Below are 15046 nucleotides of genomic sequence, written 5' to 3'. Positions count from 1 at the left end.
AGTTATAGTGAAAAGTACACGAGTTATAAAATGGCTGGCGCTTGCGACCTGTATTGTCATGTTCCTCGCGACCTTTGGCGGCGGAGTGGTGACACGGACCGATTCGGGCCTTGGTTGTGGCAGAGAATGGCCGACCTGCAACGGCAAATTCGTTCCGGCTCATACGATTGCGTCTGTCATCGAGTTTTCACACCGCTCGGTCAGCGGATTGGCGGGACTACTGTCCATTGCCACTTTTGTGGGGTTTCTGATTTATTTCAAAAAGCGGCGTGATTTGCAATTTTTCTCATTCATGACGCTGGCCTTTGTCATTATTCAGGGGATGATGGGAGCGTTGGCTGTCGTGTTCTCCCAGTCCGCCGCAGTGATGGCGCTGCATTTCGGCTTTTCGCTCATTGCCTTTGCGAGCGCGTCAATGATGACACTGGGCGCCTGGCAGGAGGATCGTGATACCCGCCGTGTGTTGCGCCATGACAAAAAGCCGGTCTCGCGCGGCTTCCGCAATTTCATCTGGGCGTCAACCGTCTATACGTACATTGCGGTGTATACAGGGGCGTTCCTGAGCCATTCTACAGAGAACCGCATTAACTCCTTCTTGGGGATTGCGCCGTTATCTTTGCACCAGATTGCAGCCGGCGTCCTGTTCGTTGTTATTCTGGCCGTCGGTCATTTTGCTTATCGCAAACACCCGGACCATGGCGATATCCGTGCTCTTGGCGTAACTTCCGTTATCCTCATTGCCCTGCAGATTGTTGTGGGCATTGCGCTGCTCTATACGGCGGGAAGACCGGAGTTGTACATGTTTGTCGTATTGTCGCATATGGTGATCATTGCAGCGTTGTTTGCCGTATTGTGCTACATGAGCTTCCGGGTATGGCAGCTGTCGCCGGAGAAAATGGCCGTACAGAACGCTTCCCTTCAGCGTACTTAAGGGGATTGCAATATCCGGTTTTGCCCAAAAGCAGGTAAACCCCTATAATAAGATCAGAACAAGCAAAGTCCGCGAGCTGCTCGAGGACTTTGTTTTGGTTAAGGCTTGATATTACCGGCCCGCCTCAGCACCTGCGGCGGCTTTCAATATAGGAGGACTACATACCGTGATCTATCAGAATCTGCGGCAGTTTATTGAAGCGCTGCGCAAAGAAAATGACCTGCATATTATTGAAGCACCCGTTGATCCTTATCTTGAACTGGCGGAGATTCACCGTCGGGTGATTGAGCAGGAGGGCAAGGCTCTGCTGTTCACCAATGTGAAAGGAACGCCGTTTCCGGTCGTCAGCAATCTGTTTGGCACCAACCGGCGGGTGGATATGGCCTTCGGCCCCCGTCCGGAGCAGCTGATGAAGACGATTGTCAATGCAACGAAGACGCTGCTGCCGCCCACTCCGAAAGCGTTGTGGAATGAACGAGGGCTGATCAGGGACATGATTAAGGTAGGAGTAAAAACGGTCTCCGCCGCAGAAGCCCCTGTACTGGGCGTACAGAGAACGGAGGCGCCTCTCGCGCAACTACCGCGTGTCACAAGCTGGCATGAGGACGGAGGTCCATTCATTACGCTGCCGCTCGTGTATACAGAGAAGCCCGGCCAGCCCAAAGACCATAACCTGGGCATGTACCGGATTCAAATCTATGATGACTCCACAACGGGAATACACTGGCAGATCCATAAAGGCGGCGGCTTCCACTATCACGAAGCAGAACAGCGCAACGAGCCGCTGCCCGTTACGATCTTCCTGGGCGGGCCCCCTGCGCTGATCGCTTCGGCGATCGCCCCCGCTCCCGAGAATCTGCCCGAGCTGATGCTTGCATCACTGATTATGGGTGACAAGCTGCCGATGGCGGAAGATCCTTTGGGCGGACATCGTATTCCTGCAGAGGCTGAATTTGCGATCAGCGGTTATGTGCCTCCGCATGAGCGGCGTCCGGAGGGGCCGTTTGGGGACCATTTCGGCTATTACTCATTGAAGCATGATTTTCCGGTATTTCATGTCAAACATGCGCATCACCGCAAGGACGCTATCTATCCGGCTACGATTGTAGGCAAGCCACGCCAGGAGGACTATTATCTGGGCGAATTCCTGCAGCGCTTGCTGTCACCGGCTTATCCGCTTGTTATGCCGGCTGTGCGCTCTTTATGGGCGTATGCGGAGACCGGGGTTCATGCGTTGGCTGCTGCGGTTGTGCGTGAAAGCTACTCGCGCGAGGCGCTCGTATCTGCCTTTACGATCCTGGGGCAAGGCCAGCTTTCGCTGACCAAGTTTCTTATGCTGACAGACAAGCCGCTCGACCTGTCGAATTTTACGGTGCTGCTGGAGACGATTCTGGAGCGCTTCAATCCGGCACAGGATTTGTTCATCCTTAATCATACTTCGCATGATACGCTCGATTATACGGGGCGCAAGCTTAACCATGGCAGCAAGGCCGTGCTGATGGGGGTCGGCGAGCCGGTGCGTGAACTGCCACGGATGTATGAGGGCGGAGACCTGCCTGGCATCACCCGTATTGAGTCCTATTGCGGCGGCTGTCTTGTCATCTCGGGAGCCTCCTACGAGCAGGAGCCTGAGCTGCCTGTGCACGTGCTGCAGCGCATGTCTGCTATGGAGCAGAAGTGGCCGCTCGTGTTTATTGTGGATAACGCCGAAGAGGTAGTAAGATCACAGGCCTCTTTCCTGTGGACAGTATTCACCCGCTTCAATCCGGCAACGGACATGTTTGCCGATCATGAAGTCAAGCTGCATCATTTGAATTACAAGCTGCCGATCATAGTGGATGCGCGTATGAAGCCTGGTTACCCGGATGAGGTGCTGCCGCGCGAGGACATTGTGCACTTGGTGGATGAACGCTGGAAAAGCTACGGTTTGTGAAGATCTCAGAAAGTATAAACTTCGCAGGGCCGGAACAGACACGGGGAGGTTGAGCATATGCTGCGTGAGCTTTTGGGAGAACCGTCAAGGCAGGATAACGAAATGCTGCTGCAGGCGATGAACAGCATGAAGCGGACGCTGGGCTTGCTACAGCACCAGATGGAGCAAAGCGGAGATCCTACGTCCGATTTCCGTAAGGCCGACATATTGACACGCGGGCTGATGTCCTCCCTGGACGAGCTGGAGCAGAGCAAGTTTGCCGCGGCATTTTTCCGGAACAAGGTGCATGCGAAGTTTTCCGAGGAAATGACCGGGCAGGAGCGTGCGGATTATGAACGGTATGTGTATTTTTACAAAAACGGGTTTATCCGGGTGTTCTCCATGCTGGATAAGCTCGGCAATCTGCTGAATGACTTTTACGATATGAACACATCCAGGGTAAAAGCACATTACTCCTATTTCACCGTGCTGCGGCAGTTCCGGTATTTGAAAATCCACGACAGGCTGGCTGATCGCCTGTTTGAGCTTAAGGACCGCTTCAGGGAGCCGCTTGACCGGCTGCGTAAACGCAGAAATACGGAAGTGCACTACATGAACGTGGAAATGCAGGATGATCTGTGGCAGAAGCAGCGGGCGCTGTATGGCAAAATCAAGCTTGAGGATCTGGATGAGCATCTTGACGATCTGCGGCAGGGCCTGGACATGGTCTGCCGGTCGGTAGCGGAAGCGTTCGAATATACGAACCAGCAGTGGAAAAAAAATTACCTTTGACAAAGCCATGTAAAGTATCTATACTGAAATCTAGTTTAATGTCAGCTTTATGAAGGTTATAGAGTGGATATCCCAAACTCAAAATAATTGAAACAATTATATAATCTCTTATCGAGAGAGGCGGAGGGACTGGCCCGATGAAGCCCGGCAACCGGCTGCACCCCGGCGTTATTAAGCGCTTAGGGGGCAGCGTCATGGTGCTAATTCCAACAATACCACTGTGTTTAAGTAGTATTGGCAGATGAGAACCGGATTTTGCTGGATTGCAGAAGCCCTTTTCATTTGTGAAAAGGGCTATTTGCCTTTAACAGGACAAAATAGAGACAGTCCCGGCGGATGGGGTAAAAGGAAGAGAAGGGGGACGGACCAACTTGATTGAAATCAGAGAGCTAACGAAGTTTTATGGCAAAGGCAGCCGGATGACACCTGCACTGTCCAACCTGAACTTATCGATCGGCAAAGGTGAAATCTTCGGCATTATTGGCCACTCCGGAGCAGGAAAAAGCACACTGATTCGCTGCATCAATTTGCTGGAGCGGCCAAGCTCGGGCGAGGTGTGGATCGATGGTGTAAATATGACAGGACTTAACCGGAAGCAGCTGCAATCCAGACGCCGTAAAATCGGGATGATTTTTCAGCATTTTAACCTGCTGTCATCCGCGACCGTATATGACAATATCGCATTTCCGCTCCATCTTGACGGCAGACCGAAAGCGGAAATTGATAAGAAGGTGAAGGATCTGCTCGCGCTTGTCGGGCTGGAGCAGCATGCCAACAAATATCCGGCACAGCTGTCCGGCGGCCAGAAGCAGCGGGTCGGCATTGCCCGTGCCCTCGCCAGTGACCCGGACGTGCTGTTGTGCGACGAAGCCACGTCGGCGCTCGATCCGCAGACGACGGATTCCATTCTGAAGCTGCTGCTGGATATTAATGAGCGCTTCAATCTGACCATCGTGCTGATTACACATGAAATGCATGTGATCCAGCGGATCTGCGACCGTGTCGCTGTTATTCATCAGGGCGGAATCGTGGAGCAGGGTCTGGTGGCTGAAGTCTTCATCAAGCCGCAGCATCCGGTGACAAGGGAATTTATTATGAGGGAGACAGACCAGGGAGAAGAGCTGCAGGCAGCGATTGCCGCCTCCCACCCGTCCTCTTCGCAGACTGTCAGAATTTCATTCCTGGGTGATAAAACCTATGAATCGATTTTATCACGCACGGTCCGGCGGACCGGTGTGGATTTTGCCATCCTGCAGGGCACGATCTCCACGCTGAAAAATGTGCCCTACGGATTGCTTACCGTCCGCTTTGAAGGAGACGAGCAGGCGATCCGGGAGACGACGCAGGAATTGTCGACACAGGGGCTTGATGTGGAGGTGATCGGCGGATGAATGAGCTTGATTTTTCACAGATTAACTGGAATGAGATCGGCAGTTCGACAATGGATACGATCCAAATGCTGCTGATATCCGGTTTGTTCACACTGATTCTGGGGCTGCCGCTCGGGGTCGTGCTGTTCCTGTCCAGCCGTTCGTCACTTGGCCTGATGAAGGTGGTCTACACCGTACTGTCATTTATCGTTAATATACTGAGATCCGTGCCGTTTATCATTCTGATCGTCGCATTGATCCCTGTAACGAGGGCGATCGTTGGCACCTCCATTGGAGTGACCGGCACGATTCCTCCGCTTGTCATCGGAGCGGCGCCGTTTTTCGCAAGACTTGTCGAAACGTCCCTGCGCGAGGTGGACCGGGGTGTTATTGAAGCGGCTCACGCGATGGGAGCTTCCACCGGGCAGATCATTTTTCGCGTGCTGCTCCGTGAGGCAAGGCCGGGACTGCTCGCCGCTTTAACGATTACGATTGTCACGCTCGTGTCCTATACGGCCATGTCCGGGATGATCGGCGGCGGCGGCTTGGGTGCGTTGGCGATCAACTACGGTTATTACCGTTATGACACGGCCGTCATGATTGTCGCCGTTGTGCTCATGGTGGTACTGGTTCAGGTGCTGCAAATGGCGGGTGATCGTCTGGTGCGGCATTATACACGGAAATAAGGAAACATTAAATATAGATCCTTATTCATACCCAATCTTTTTAAAAAAATTAAATTTTGGAGGGATTACACGTTATGAAAAAATGGTCATTTGCTTTCTTAAGCCTTGCATTGCTGCTGATTCTGGGAGCTTGCGGGAACACTCAAAACGCTCAAAACGGTCAGAAGGCAACTGCGGACAATAATCCGGGAACATCGCGCAGTATCGAGCTGAAGGTCGGTGCATCCGCTGTGCCGCATGCTGAAATTCTTGAAGCGATCAAGCCTGCGCTGGAAAAAGAGGGTGTGCGCCTGCAGGTTGTTACTTTTAACGATTATGTGCAGCCGAATGTGCAGCTGTTCGACAAGCAACTGGATGCGAACTTTTTCCAGCACCAGCCGTATCTGGACAGCGAGAACAAAGCGCGTGGCATGGATTTGGTATCCGTAGTGCCAGTACACGTTGAGCCTATGGGCGCGTATTCGCAAAAATACAAATCCGTGGATGAAATTCCGGACGGCGCTATTGTAGGCATCCCTAATGATGCGACAAACGCTGGCCGCGCCTTGATGCTGCTGGCCAAGCAAGGTCTGATTACTTTAAAGGACAACACGGACATCAACTCCACCATCGCAGATATCACTGGCAATCCGAAGAACCTGGACGTCCGCGACGCAGATGCGGCCATGCTGCCGCGCCAGCTGCCTGACCTGGACCTGGCGGTCATTAACACCAACTATGCGCTGGAAGCCAACCTGAATCCGACGAAGGATGCCCTGTTCATCGAAGACAAGGAATCTCCATACGCGAATCTGCTGGTGGCCCGTCCGGATAACAAGGATTCCGAAGGCATTCAGATGCTGGCCAAAGCCCTGCAATCCGAGGAAGTCAAGAAATTTATTGAAGATAAATACCAGGGAGCTATCGTTCCGGCATTTTAATTGAACAGACCGTTTCCCACACCGCTTCTGCCTTCAGGCAGGGGCGGTTTTTACTTGCTGTTCCCCGGACAAGTTGAGGCATGGACCCAAATCTTTTATACTGATTCTGTGGCGTTCTCTTTGCAGAGGAGGAAGTGCGTTGAAACCAAAGATTGCCCTGATTACAGGAAGCGCCAAAGGGCTGGGGAGAATGACAGCTTTACATTTGGCGGATCAAGGGTTCGATATTGCGATAAACTATGTACACAGCCGCACGGAAGCTCTGGAGCTGGAACAAATCATTCAAACCAAGGGAGTTCGGTGTACAGCCGTTCAGGCGGACATTTCCAAGCAGCAGGATATTGAAAAGCTGGTGAGCCAGGTCGAGCTTAAGCTCGGCGGTGTGGATATCATGGTGAATAACGCAGGGCCTTTTATACGCGAGCGCAAGCTGTTCGCTGACTATGCGCCTGTTGAAATTCATGCGATGCTGAACGGGAATCTGGTCGGCACGATGCTGCTGGATCATCTGGTACTTCCGCATATGCGCAGACAGCGATGGGGAAGAATTATCCATTTTGGATTTGGACATGCTGCGGAGGGAAGAGCATGGCCGCACCGGGCGGTATATGCAGCGGCGAAGGTGGGTTTGGTCTCTTTTACCAAGACTCTGGCTGTTGAAGAAGCTCTGTCGGGAATCACGGTCAATATGATCTGTCCCGGAGACATTCGGGGCGACAATAAGGAGAAGACGATTGCCGAGGTTCGCGGCATGGAGGATCATGAGACACCCAGAGGCAGACCGGGCAGCGGTGAGGATATCGCACGTGTGATTGCTTATTTATGCGAGGATTCGTCCGACTTTATTACAGGCAATATTATGGACATTTCAGGAGGCCTCGACCCGATCCGTCCTTCTATACTGTAGATGGGTAGGGAGTCCGCAAAAAAGAGCCTTGGCTTCTTGCGAAGTCAAGGCCCTTACCGTCAATATGCTTGAAGCATATTAGAATACCTGTATTACTTCCTGCACACCGTCAACTTCTTCGAGCAAAGCGCGTTCGATACCGGCTTTCAGTGTAATTGTAGAGCTTGGGCAGCTACCGCAGGCACCCATCAGCTTCAGCTTCACAATGCCGTCTTCCACGTCAACCAGCTCTACGTCACCACCGTCACGCTGCAGGAACGGACGCAATTTATCCAAAACTTCCAACACTTCATCATACATGGTGATTGTGTTATCGTTCATTAGAATTCAACTCCTTTCCTATAAGGCTTATTATATTACAAACGAGAGCAAAATAAAATGCTCCCGCCAAAAGCAGGTGAAATAAAATCATGAGACCGATCATAGAATTTTGCAGCAGTAATACCAGCACTGAGGATGTCATGCCCAGACTTGAGGAGAATCCCGAATATGATGTTGTGGAATATGGCTGTCTGAACAATTGCGGGCAGTGTTATGCCCAGCCGTACGCGATGGTCAACGGTGAAATTGTGGCAGCGGATTCGCCCGCAGCATTGTATGATGCGATTATCGCCAAAATCAAGGAAGCCGAGGCATGGGAGAGTCTTGATATTGACTGATTGTCAGGAGAAGCATCACTACACTGTCGGGTTAAAAGGGGGTGTCCCAAAAGGTCCATTGACCGGGGACACTCTTTTCGTGCGTTTGTGAGACGCTCCGAGAACGAAGCATTCCTCCAATCGCTGTTGACCCTCCGGGCCAAAGGCGAACGCTACCGCTTTTCCGGAATTGCTTCGTCCTCTCCGCTGCTTTTGTGCATAAGTCCGTGAATACGCAATTCCCAGTCAAGCGCCGATTTCGGTTTTGTAGAGAGTTTGGAGCTGTAATTTGTAAACCGGATTAAATGAGTTCATCTCCCATTGGACCATCAAACATTTCTTTATGTTTATCCGCACGAGGCTTACACAGAGACCGCAAAGCCAAAAAATGAGCACGTAATGCAGCCTGATCGTCAGAAGCCGGATATAAAGGGCGGAGGATAACTTCCTTATTTTCGGTCACGATCAATTCAACCTCTACGCCGTCTTTAAAATTCACATGATTAGCTAACTTCGAAGGGAGAAGCAAAGCCAGGTCTTTTCCCCATTTTCTAATGGTACCAGTGATCATGAAAACCATCCCCTTCACTGTTCAGTGATCTAATTGTACCGCATCCATTCCTAAAGTCTCTACAACAGTGTTAGATGCTGATTAGTTACTGACAAGGAGTGTAGATTTGTGTAAAATAACAATTCATTTTACAGGGGATATTTGGATGCCGGCGTATTGTAATTCATTCATTAACTGAAGTGCGTCCCGGAAGCCTTGCAAATAGATTTCTCTTTCCAGGAGAGTTTGCATGGATAACTGTGTGTCTTCGTAAAGAAATATCGTATGGTTTAGCTTATCAGGCACTGCCTGGCGAATAGATCGGAAGTAACTGTCACATTCTTGGGTTAGTTGACTATAGTCTGGCCGCGAATGGGACAAATTATTGTATAATAGCTCTATGCGCGTTCGAATTAATGGCTCGGCCAAAGATTCGAGCGATTCTAGCATGTTCTCACCTCTTTTTAAGATGTCAGAATGTATAATTATCGCAGAGTCAGCTTCCTGAGATCGCAAGAAAAACTACCGCTAAACGTGGTCTGTCTTCTTTGAATGTACGTCGATAGACGTTTATCTTAATAAAAGTTTCAAACATTAAGAAGTAAAAAATGAACACTATAGTGTTTGCTTTATCTACTTAAATGTACATATTGGAGTGTGCGTTGTCAACACTTTGGTATGCATTTTTGTGAGGAGAGGAACATATGATTAAAGTCCATTTATCTCGCCTTATGGGCGAAAAAAGAATTAACATTGCTGATCTATCCCGTTTAACCGGGTTACATAGAAATGGGATTGCCAAGCTGTACAACGAAGAAACAGATGGCGTAAAGTTCGATACATTGAACAGAATTTGCGAGGCTTTGGACTGTGAGGTACAGGATATCATTGAGTATATTAAAGAAGAAAAAAATGATCAAAAATAAGAGGCTAAAAAACAAACCTGCCTACAGAGGGCAGGTTTTGGCATGTTATATGGTACTACAAGATTTAGCCAAAATGGCGCTTCGATTTCCAGAGGACGCCGCTTTTGAGCAGACGGGGAATGCGTCCGCGCAGGGCGGTACCGCCCAGGAATCCGTAGCCAAATCCGGCCTTCTTGCCTAATGATCCCAGGGTGCCGCGCAGCTTGATAGCGTGCACATGGGGCTGTTCCCCCTTCCAGAGCGCCCGGACGATATGGGCAATCTGCTCACCTTGGACTTCTGCTGCCTGTGCACTTGGCGAATAAGGAAGACTTGCGCAATCCCCTACTACATATACTTCTGGATGATCCGGGATCTGGTACAGCTCGTTCAGAACGATCCTGCCTTGCGGATCTTTGGCTACCTTGAGATCCTGGACGATCTTCACCGGCTGAATCCCGGCCGTCCATACGACGGCATCGGTATGAATGAGATCATCATGGTTATAGATGGCGTTAGGTTCAACCCTGGTTACCGCGACATGAGACATAGCATTCACATCATGCTCTTTAAACCATGCATGCACATAGGTGGACAGGCGCTGCGGAAAGGAGGAGAGCACCCGATCCCCCCGGTCCATGATGGAGATGTTCAGGTCCGGCCGGCTCTCCCGCAATTCGGCTGCAATTTCCACCCCGCTCAGGCCGCCGCCGACAATATGCACGCTTCCGCAGGGCTTGATTTCATTCAAGCGCATATAAGTCTGTCGTGTGCTGTTAAACGATTGGATTGTGCAGGCATACTCTTCAGCGCCGGGGGTATTATGAAAACGGTCTGTACACCCGAGACCAATCACCAGTTGATCATATTGCAGCGGATCACCGTCCTGGAAGTGGACGATTTTGGCATCCAAATCGATGGAGGTTATTTCCCCGTATCTGCGGGTAAGCTGATCGAGTTCCGGAAAGGCGACTCTTAGTTCAAAGTCCGATACCGTTCCGGCAGCCAGTGCATAATATTCCGTTTTAAGCCCTTGAAAAGGCATCCGGTCCACAAGCACAAGCTCGGTATCCTGTGGAATGGATTTATCCAGCAGTTCTTTGGCAATAGTGAGGCCGCCGTAGCCGCCTCCAAGAATGACGAATTTCTTCATGATAAGGTCTCGCCCTTTCTGGGTAACGATTGTGCCCATTGCATGCAGCAGATTACTCGTATACTTGAATTTCGTTATAGAAGGTGTCCCGCTCCACCGGAATGCGGCCGGCTCCCTTAACGAGCCAGATAAGTTCTTTGCGGGTCAGACCGGCAGGCGTGAGTGCTCCGGCAGCATGGCTGATCTGCTCACGGACAATCGTGCCGTGAACGTCAGATGCGCCAAAGGACAGCGCCACCTGTGTCAGCTGCGGACCGATGTTGATGAAGTAAGCCTTCACATGCTGGATGTTGTCGAGCATCAGGCGGCTGATCGCGATGGTCTTGAGATCCTCGTAGGCTGAATTGCGCCGCATGATGCCGGCATTTTTGCTTTTCGGCTGCATGGACAGGGGAATAAACACCATAAAGCCGCCCGTTTCATCCTGAAGCTCACGAATTTGCAGCATATGACTAACGCGATCTTCGTAGGATTCAACCGATCCGTACAGCATGGTGGTGTGGGTTTTCATACCAAGCTTGTGTGCGGTCCGATGGACCTCCAGATAACGTTCCACGTTGGCTTTGGTCACTTTCATTTTCTGCCGGTATTGATCGGACAGAATTTCGGCACCACCGCCGGTCAGCGTTTGTAACCCGGCCTTCCGCAGCTCTTGCAGCACTCCCTCAATGCTCAGCCCGCTGATGCGGGTGAAAAAATCGATCTCGGCAGCCGTATAAGCTTTAAGAGTAACATCAGGATATTTTTCATGGAGCGCCTTCAGTGAATCTACATAATATTGAAAGGGTACATGTTGATTATGCCCGCCGACAATATGAAATTCACGCACTCCGGGATGGATATGCTGTTCAACATAGTCAATCATTTCCTGACCGGACAATGTATAGGCGCCTTCATCGCCCTGGTCCTTGCGGAAATTGCAGAACGCACAGCGGGCCTCACATACATTGGTGAAGTACAGGCTCATGTTTTCGATGAAGTACACTTTTTTACCGTTCTTGCGTAAATTGGCCTCGTTAGCGAGCTGACCCAGGGTCAGAAGGTCATCCGTTTCATACAGGTACACGCCGTCTTCAAGCGTCAGCCGCTCGCCATTGCGCACCTTCTCAACGATTTCCGCCATTCTTCTCTCCGTAAAGGGTGATACTAATGTGGACATACCTATTCCTCCTCCAAAATGCTGGGCGATCAGCGACTGCTTGCTGATACACACAGGATGTCCCGTTCCGTCGGTACGCTTCCGGCTTCGCGGAGCATGTTAATGCTGTGAAAAATGTTACAAAACTAAAAATATCGGTTTGTTCTATGACAAAATTCCGACAGTTTGTTTTCACGTACCCACCTATTATAAACCTGACCCGGCGGGTGTTCAACCGGATTAGCCATAAAAACAGTGCTTTTGTCCTTGGCGGTCAGGCGTTGTCATGGCTTGAGGCCTTGCCGAAACTGGAGTATACTGAAAAAATAGAAAGCAAGGAGAAGGAGGAAAAACAATGATTATAATTACGGATCCCGCTGCCGAGCGCCTGAAGGAAATGCTTGCACAGCAGGAAACGCCGAATATGTTCCTGCGCCTTGGTGTAACGCCGGGCGGCTGCACAGGCTTCTCATACGCAATGGGCTTTGATGATCAGGAAAGCGATCAGGATATATATATGAACGTTCAGGATTTAAAGGTGGTAGTGGAGAAGGAAAATCTTCGTTACCTTGACGGTCTGGAAATCGACTTCGAGGAATCGGGCATGTCCGGCGGCTTTACCATCCATAATCCGAACGCCATCGCCACATGCGGCTGCGGCTCGTCTTTCCGCACACGCGACGATGCGGGGGCACCGAATCCGGAGCAGTGCTAAGCGGCGGTTTAATGCAGCAAATAACAACCTCCATAGCGGGATAGTACTCTATCTGCGTTATGGAGGTTTTTTGCGGCATAAAAGCTTGCTGCCGTAGCATTGAGTCCCTTGGCTGGACCTGCACAAGCCTGTCTAAACCTGTATTATCTGGCTGTATCATCCTTTAGCTAAGACGATTGTCCTCCGGCAGTCGTGTTTTTTCTTTAAGAAGGAGAACGAATAGGCGAACAGTTTATGGTGAAAAATAATGAAAATATTGATATAATCGTGTAAGGTTCATCGAATGATTTCAGGTCTTCTCTTTAAGGTTCCATCCGCAGCCAGAGCAGCTTCCGCGATTAGACTAAATTTTATGGTTGAACGAAAAGGGGACAGGACAAGTGAGAGTGAAACTGAAATTTACGAACAAAGGGAAAACAGCAATTGAAAAGTTCAGCAATGACGAGTTACTTGAGATTTTCTCACGCTACAGCAACACGCTGACTAAGAAGTATGACATTGAAGTTGTGGTGCCCGAAGAAGCCAATCCGAGCATTATTGGGGATGGTTCTATAGAGCTGCGTCTGGAACGAGTGAACTGTGATGTGGATACGTTTCTTAAAGAGCTGGGCAGAGATATCAAGGTCCCTTTGGTGAAAAGGCTGGGCACGAAGCTGGATAACGTATTTAAAACGGAAGTTATGGAGACCGAATGATGCGTTATAATTTTTAGCGGAATATTATTTTTTCTGTATTTCGGAATTTTATTCATGAAAAACAAAAAGACAGTTTGCGGCTTGGACTTCAAGTCTGGCGGACTGTCTTTTTGTCATGAAACTAATGATCTTACAGATCTAGATGATATGGACGCAGCTTGCCGGGATCAAATGCAGGCACAAGGCCCTCGGCGGCGGCGCGGCCAAGCAGGGCCTCAATCGCGGCATAACCGCTCTCCCCAAGATCAGCCGTGAAATCATTAACGTACAGGTTGATATGAGACTGCGCCACATCAGGGGACATCTCCTGGGCGTGCGACATCACGTAATCCCGCGCAGCCTCGGGATGCTGCCACGCATATTCTACGGAGGCGCGGATCCAACTGGTGATTGCTTTCAAATCGAGGCTTCGGCGGGCAATGATGGCCCCCAGCGGAATGGGAAGCCCTGTATCCTCTTCCCACCAGCTGCCCAGGTCCACCTGCAGGCTGAGCCCGTATTCCGGGTAGGTAAAGCGCGCTTCGTGAATGACCAGTCCCGCGTCCATCCGGCCGTCCCGTACCGCCGGCATAATCTGGTCAAACGGCATGACGACGATCTCGCCCACACCACCCGGCACATGCCTAGCCGCCCAGAGGCGGAACAGCAGGTAGGCGGTTGAACGTTCACTTGGCACTGCGACACGCTTGCCGGACAAATCCGCCGGATCGGTGGAGCCGTCAAGCGTCAGCACGAGCGGGCCGCAGCCGCGTCCCAGTGCGCCGCCGCAAGGCAGAAGGGCGTAGTCATCCAGCACCCAGGGCAGGGCAGCATAAGAAATTTTCATAACATCCAGACCCGCGGGCGTTACGGCCAGATTGTTCGTAATATCGATATCGGCATACTTGACCTCAAACTCGGGTGTGCCCTCCACCAATCCATGTACCAATGCGTGAAATACAAAGGTGTCGTTGGGGCATGGCGAAAATGCAATCTTCATCTTATAAAACCTCCGTTAACATCTTGAATGCAGCCTCAAGCGACTGCAGCGCCTCCTTGATCCGCCATTCGGCGCGGTTGCGGGGGCCAACGGCATTGGAAATGGCGCGAACCTCAAAAGCGGGCAGTCCGGCGGAGCGGGCGGCCATAGCGACCCCGTAGCCTTCCATTGCTTCGGCGGCAGCGCCCGGTACCCGCTTTGCCAGCGCCGCTGCGGTGGCGGCTGTGCCTGTCGCTGTGGACACGGTCAGCACCGGGCCGGCACAGGCCTGCAGGCCACCGGCTGCAAGGAGCCGCGCCCAGCGACCGGCGGTCGCGGCGTCCACCGGCAGACGGCTGGAGCCGAAGCCAAGCTCGTCCACGCTGCTGAAGCCCTCCGCCGTCTCGGCGCCAAGATCGGCGGCGATAATGGAGGTCGCGACCACGACCGATTCCACGGGTGCGACACCGGCAAAACCTCCGCCGATGCCGGCGCTGATGACAGCCCGGTAGCCGCCTGCCGCAAGCTGCCCTGTCGTAAGGGCGGCGGCCGAAGCCGGGCCCACCCCGGCCAGGTGCACATCAAAGCGCGCGCTGCCGTTCAGGCCGCGCAGCACGGCTTCCCGCTCGGCTTCTACAGCGGTCATAATCAATATGCTTTCGTTCAAAAGTGCATCCCTGCTTCCATCATTCGATTCTTAATCATCATACACCTTTTGAAAGCAGCGTTCCAAATATCCGAAGCTTGGAAGAAAGCAAAAAAAGCGCCCGCAGGCG

General features: G+C 51.5%; 19 protein-coding genes and 1 riboswitch. Of the genes, 12 read left to right on the top strand and 7 right to left on the bottom strand.

Annotated elements, in window-relative coordinates:
• The first annotated feature begins 7 nt into the window (after positions 1-7).
• From ACE5LO_RS15440 to ACE5LO_RS15410, 7 genes are all read left to right on the top strand, one after another.
• The gene (locus ACE5LO_RS15440) at positions 8-931 is read left to right on the top strand and encodes a COX15/CtaA family protein (RefSeq protein ID WP_375520908.1); all 924 of its coding nucleotides are present in this window, start codon (positions 8-10) and stop codon (positions 929-931) included.
• 166 nt (positions 932-1097) lie between these two features.
• On the top strand, positions 1098-2864 hold the full coding sequence (locus ACE5LO_RS15435) for a UbiD family decarboxylase (RefSeq protein ID WP_375520907.1): 1767 nt from the start codon (positions 1098-1100) through the stop codon (positions 2862-2864).
• Between the two features lie 57 nt (positions 2865-2921).
• Positions 2922-3635, top strand: a complete 714-nt coding sequence (locus ACE5LO_RS15430; RefSeq protein WP_375520906.1) for a Cthe_2314 family HEPN domain-containing protein — start codon at positions 2922-2924, stop codon at positions 3633-3635.
• 105 nt (positions 3636-3740) lie between these two features.
• A riboswitch (SAM riboswitch) is annotated at positions 3741-3883 on the top strand.
• Positions 3884-4006: 123 nt separating this feature from the next.
• Positions 4007-5026 (top strand): methionine ABC transporter ATP-binding protein, encoded by a 1020-nt coding sequence (locus ACE5LO_RS15425; protein WP_375520905.1) that lies wholly within the window; start codon positions 4007-4009, stop codon positions 5024-5026.
• Complete coding sequence (locus ACE5LO_RS15420) at positions 5023-5691, top strand: methionine ABC transporter permease (RefSeq protein ID WP_375520904.1); 669 nt, start codon at positions 5023-5025, stop codon at positions 5689-5691. The genes ACE5LO_RS15425 and ACE5LO_RS15420 overlap by 4 nt, the downstream gene beginning before the upstream one ends.
• Before the next feature lie 74 nt (positions 5692-5765).
• Complete coding sequence (locus tag ACE5LO_RS15415; RefSeq protein WP_375520903.1) at positions 5766-6611, top strand: MetQ/NlpA family ABC transporter substrate-binding protein; 846 nt, start codon at positions 5766-5768, stop codon at positions 6609-6611.
• 139 nt (positions 6612-6750) lie between these two features.
• Entirely contained in the window at positions 6751-7518 is a 768-nt protein-coding gene (locus tag ACE5LO_RS15410) for an SDR family oxidoreductase (protein ID WP_375520902.1), read from the top strand.
• A gap of 78 nt (positions 7519-7596) precedes the next feature.
• Here the strand turns inward: ACE5LO_RS15410 and ACE5LO_RS15405 are convergent, their stop codons facing one another.
• Positions 7597-7839 (bottom strand): NifU family protein, encoded by a 243-nt coding sequence (locus ACE5LO_RS15405; protein ID WP_375520901.1) that lies wholly within the window; start codon positions 7837-7839, stop codon positions 7597-7599.
• Positions 7840-7925: 86 nt separating this feature from the next.
• Between ACE5LO_RS15405 and ACE5LO_RS15400 the strand changes: the two genes are divergently transcribed.
• Positions 7926-8177: a YuzB family protein gene (locus tag ACE5LO_RS15400; RefSeq protein WP_375520926.1), complete on the top strand. Its 252-nt coding sequence runs from the start codon at positions 7926-7928 to the stop codon at positions 8175-8177.
• Positions 8178-8457: 280 nt separating this feature from the next.
• Here ACE5LO_RS15400 and ACE5LO_RS15395 read toward each other — a convergent pair whose 3' ends face one another.
• Both ACE5LO_RS15395 and ACE5LO_RS15390 read right to left on the bottom strand, forming a co-directional pair.
• Positions 8458-8727 (bottom strand): AbrB/MazE/SpoVT family DNA-binding domain-containing protein, encoded by a 270-nt coding sequence (locus tag ACE5LO_RS15395; RefSeq protein WP_375520900.1) that lies wholly within the window; start codon positions 8725-8727, stop codon positions 8458-8460.
• 123 nt (positions 8728-8850) lie between these two features.
• The gene (locus ACE5LO_RS15390; protein ID WP_375520899.1) at positions 8851-9156 is read right to left on the bottom strand and encodes a hypothetical protein; all 306 of its coding nucleotides are present in this window, start codon (positions 9154-9156) and stop codon (positions 8851-8853) included.
• 254 nt (positions 9157-9410) lie between these two features.
• On the opposite strand from ACE5LO_RS15390, the gene ACE5LO_RS15385 reads away from it, so the two are divergent.
• Positions 9411-9632, top strand: coding sequence for a helix-turn-helix domain-containing protein (locus ACE5LO_RS15385; protein WP_375520898.1), 222 nt, complete (start codon positions 9411-9413; stop codon positions 9630-9632).
• Between the two features lie 64 nt (positions 9633-9696).
• Here the strand turns inward: ACE5LO_RS15385 and ACE5LO_RS15380 are convergent, their stop codons facing one another.
• Positions 9697-10764: an NAD(P)/FAD-dependent oxidoreductase gene (locus tag ACE5LO_RS15380; RefSeq protein ID WP_375520897.1), complete on the bottom strand. Its 1068-nt coding sequence runs from the start codon at positions 10762-10764 to the stop codon at positions 9697-9699.
• A 52-nt stretch (positions 10765-10816) separates the two neighbouring features.
• Complete coding sequence (gene mqnE / locus ACE5LO_RS15375) at positions 10817-11923, bottom strand: aminofutalosine synthase MqnE (RefSeq protein WP_375520896.1); 1107 nt, start codon at positions 11921-11923, stop codon at positions 10817-10819.
• A 107-nt stretch (positions 11924-12030) separates the two neighbouring features.
• Between mqnE and ACE5LO_RS15370 the strand changes: the two genes are divergently transcribed.
• The 3 genes from ACE5LO_RS15370 (at position 12031) to ACE5LO_RS15360 (ending at position 13312) form a co-directional block, all read left to right on the top strand.
• Positions 12031-12261 carry a hypothetical protein gene (locus ACE5LO_RS15370; RefSeq protein WP_375520895.1) on the top strand — a complete coding sequence of 77 codons (231 nt, stop codon included), beginning with the start codon at positions 12031-12033 and terminating at the stop codon, positions 12259-12261.
• On the top strand, positions 12258-12617 hold the full coding sequence (locus ACE5LO_RS15365) for a HesB/IscA family protein (RefSeq protein WP_375520894.1): 360 nt from the start codon (positions 12258-12260) through the stop codon (positions 12615-12617). The genes ACE5LO_RS15370 and ACE5LO_RS15365 overlap by 4 nt, the downstream gene beginning before the upstream one ends.
• Before the next feature lie 380 nt (positions 12618-12997).
• Positions 12998-13312, top strand: coding sequence for a hypothetical protein (locus ACE5LO_RS15360; protein ID WP_375520893.1), 315 nt, complete (start codon positions 12998-13000; stop codon positions 13310-13312).
• 130 nt (positions 13313-13442) lie between these two features.
• On the opposite strand, the gene ACE5LO_RS15355 is transcribed toward ACE5LO_RS15360, so the two are convergent.
• On the bottom strand, positions 13443-14291 hold the full coding sequence (locus ACE5LO_RS15355) for a 1,4-dihydroxy-6-naphtoate synthase (RefSeq protein ID WP_375520892.1): 849 nt from the start codon (positions 14289-14291) through the stop codon (positions 13443-13445).
• 1 nt (position 14292) lies between these two features.
• Entirely contained in the window at positions 14293-14937 is a 645-nt protein-coding gene (locus ACE5LO_RS15350; RefSeq protein ID WP_375520891.1) for a futalosine hydrolase, read from the bottom strand.
• Positions 14938-15046 lie beyond the last annotated feature (109 nt).

The sequence above is a fragment of the Paenibacillus medicaginis genome (assembly GCF_042138635.1).
Taxonomy (GTDB): Bacteria; Bacillota; Bacilli; order Paenibacillales; family Paenibacillaceae; genus Paenibacillus; species Paenibacillus medicaginis.
The sequence above is the reverse complement of the archived record's forward strand: the minus strand, read 5'-3'. Positions and strand labels throughout refer to the sequence as shown.

Excerpts from the sequence above, each read along its gene's own strand:
- ACE5LO_RS15390 (WP_375520899.1), bottom strand. The coding sequence starts at position 9,156 with ATGCTAGAATCGCTCGAATCTTTGGCCGAGCCATTAATTCGAACGCGC.
- ACE5LO_RS15365 (WP_375520894.1), top strand. The coding sequence starts at position 12,258 with ATGATTATAATTACGGATCCCGCTGCCGAGCGCCTGAAGGAAATGCTT.
- ACE5LO_RS15395 (WP_375520900.1), bottom strand. The coding sequence starts at position 8,727 with ATGATCACTGGTACCATTAGAAAATGGGGAAAAGACCTGGCTTTGCTT.
- ACE5LO_RS15355 (WP_375520892.1), bottom strand. The coding sequence starts at position 14,291 with ATGAAGATTGCATTTTCGCCATGCCCCAACGACACCTTTGTATTTCAC.
- ACE5LO_RS15405 (WP_375520901.1), bottom strand. The coding sequence starts at position 7,839 with ATGAACGATAACACAATCACCATGTATGATGAAGTGTTGGAAGTTTTG.
- ACE5LO_RS15430 (WP_375520906.1), top strand. The coding sequence starts at position 2,922 with ATGCTGCGTGAGCTTTTGGGAGAACCGTCAAGGCAGGATAACGAAATG.
- ACE5LO_RS15380 (WP_375520897.1), bottom strand. The coding sequence starts at position 10,764 with ATGAAGAAATTCGTCATTCTTGGAGGCGGCTACGGCGGCCTCACTATT.
- mqnE (WP_375520896.1), bottom strand. The coding sequence starts at position 11,923 with ATGTCCACATTAGTATCACCCTTTACGGAGAGAAGAATGGCGGAAATC.
- ACE5LO_RS15385 (WP_375520898.1), top strand. The coding sequence starts at position 9,411 with ATGATTAAAGTCCATTTATCTCGCCTTATGGGCGAAAAAAGAATTAAC.
- ACE5LO_RS15415 (WP_375520903.1), top strand. The coding sequence starts at position 5,766 with ATGAAAAAATGGTCATTTGCTTTCTTAAGCCTTGCATTGCTGCTGATT.
- ACE5LO_RS15420 (WP_375520904.1), top strand. The coding sequence starts at position 5,023 with ATGAATGAGCTTGATTTTTCACAGATTAACTGGAATGAGATCGGCAGT.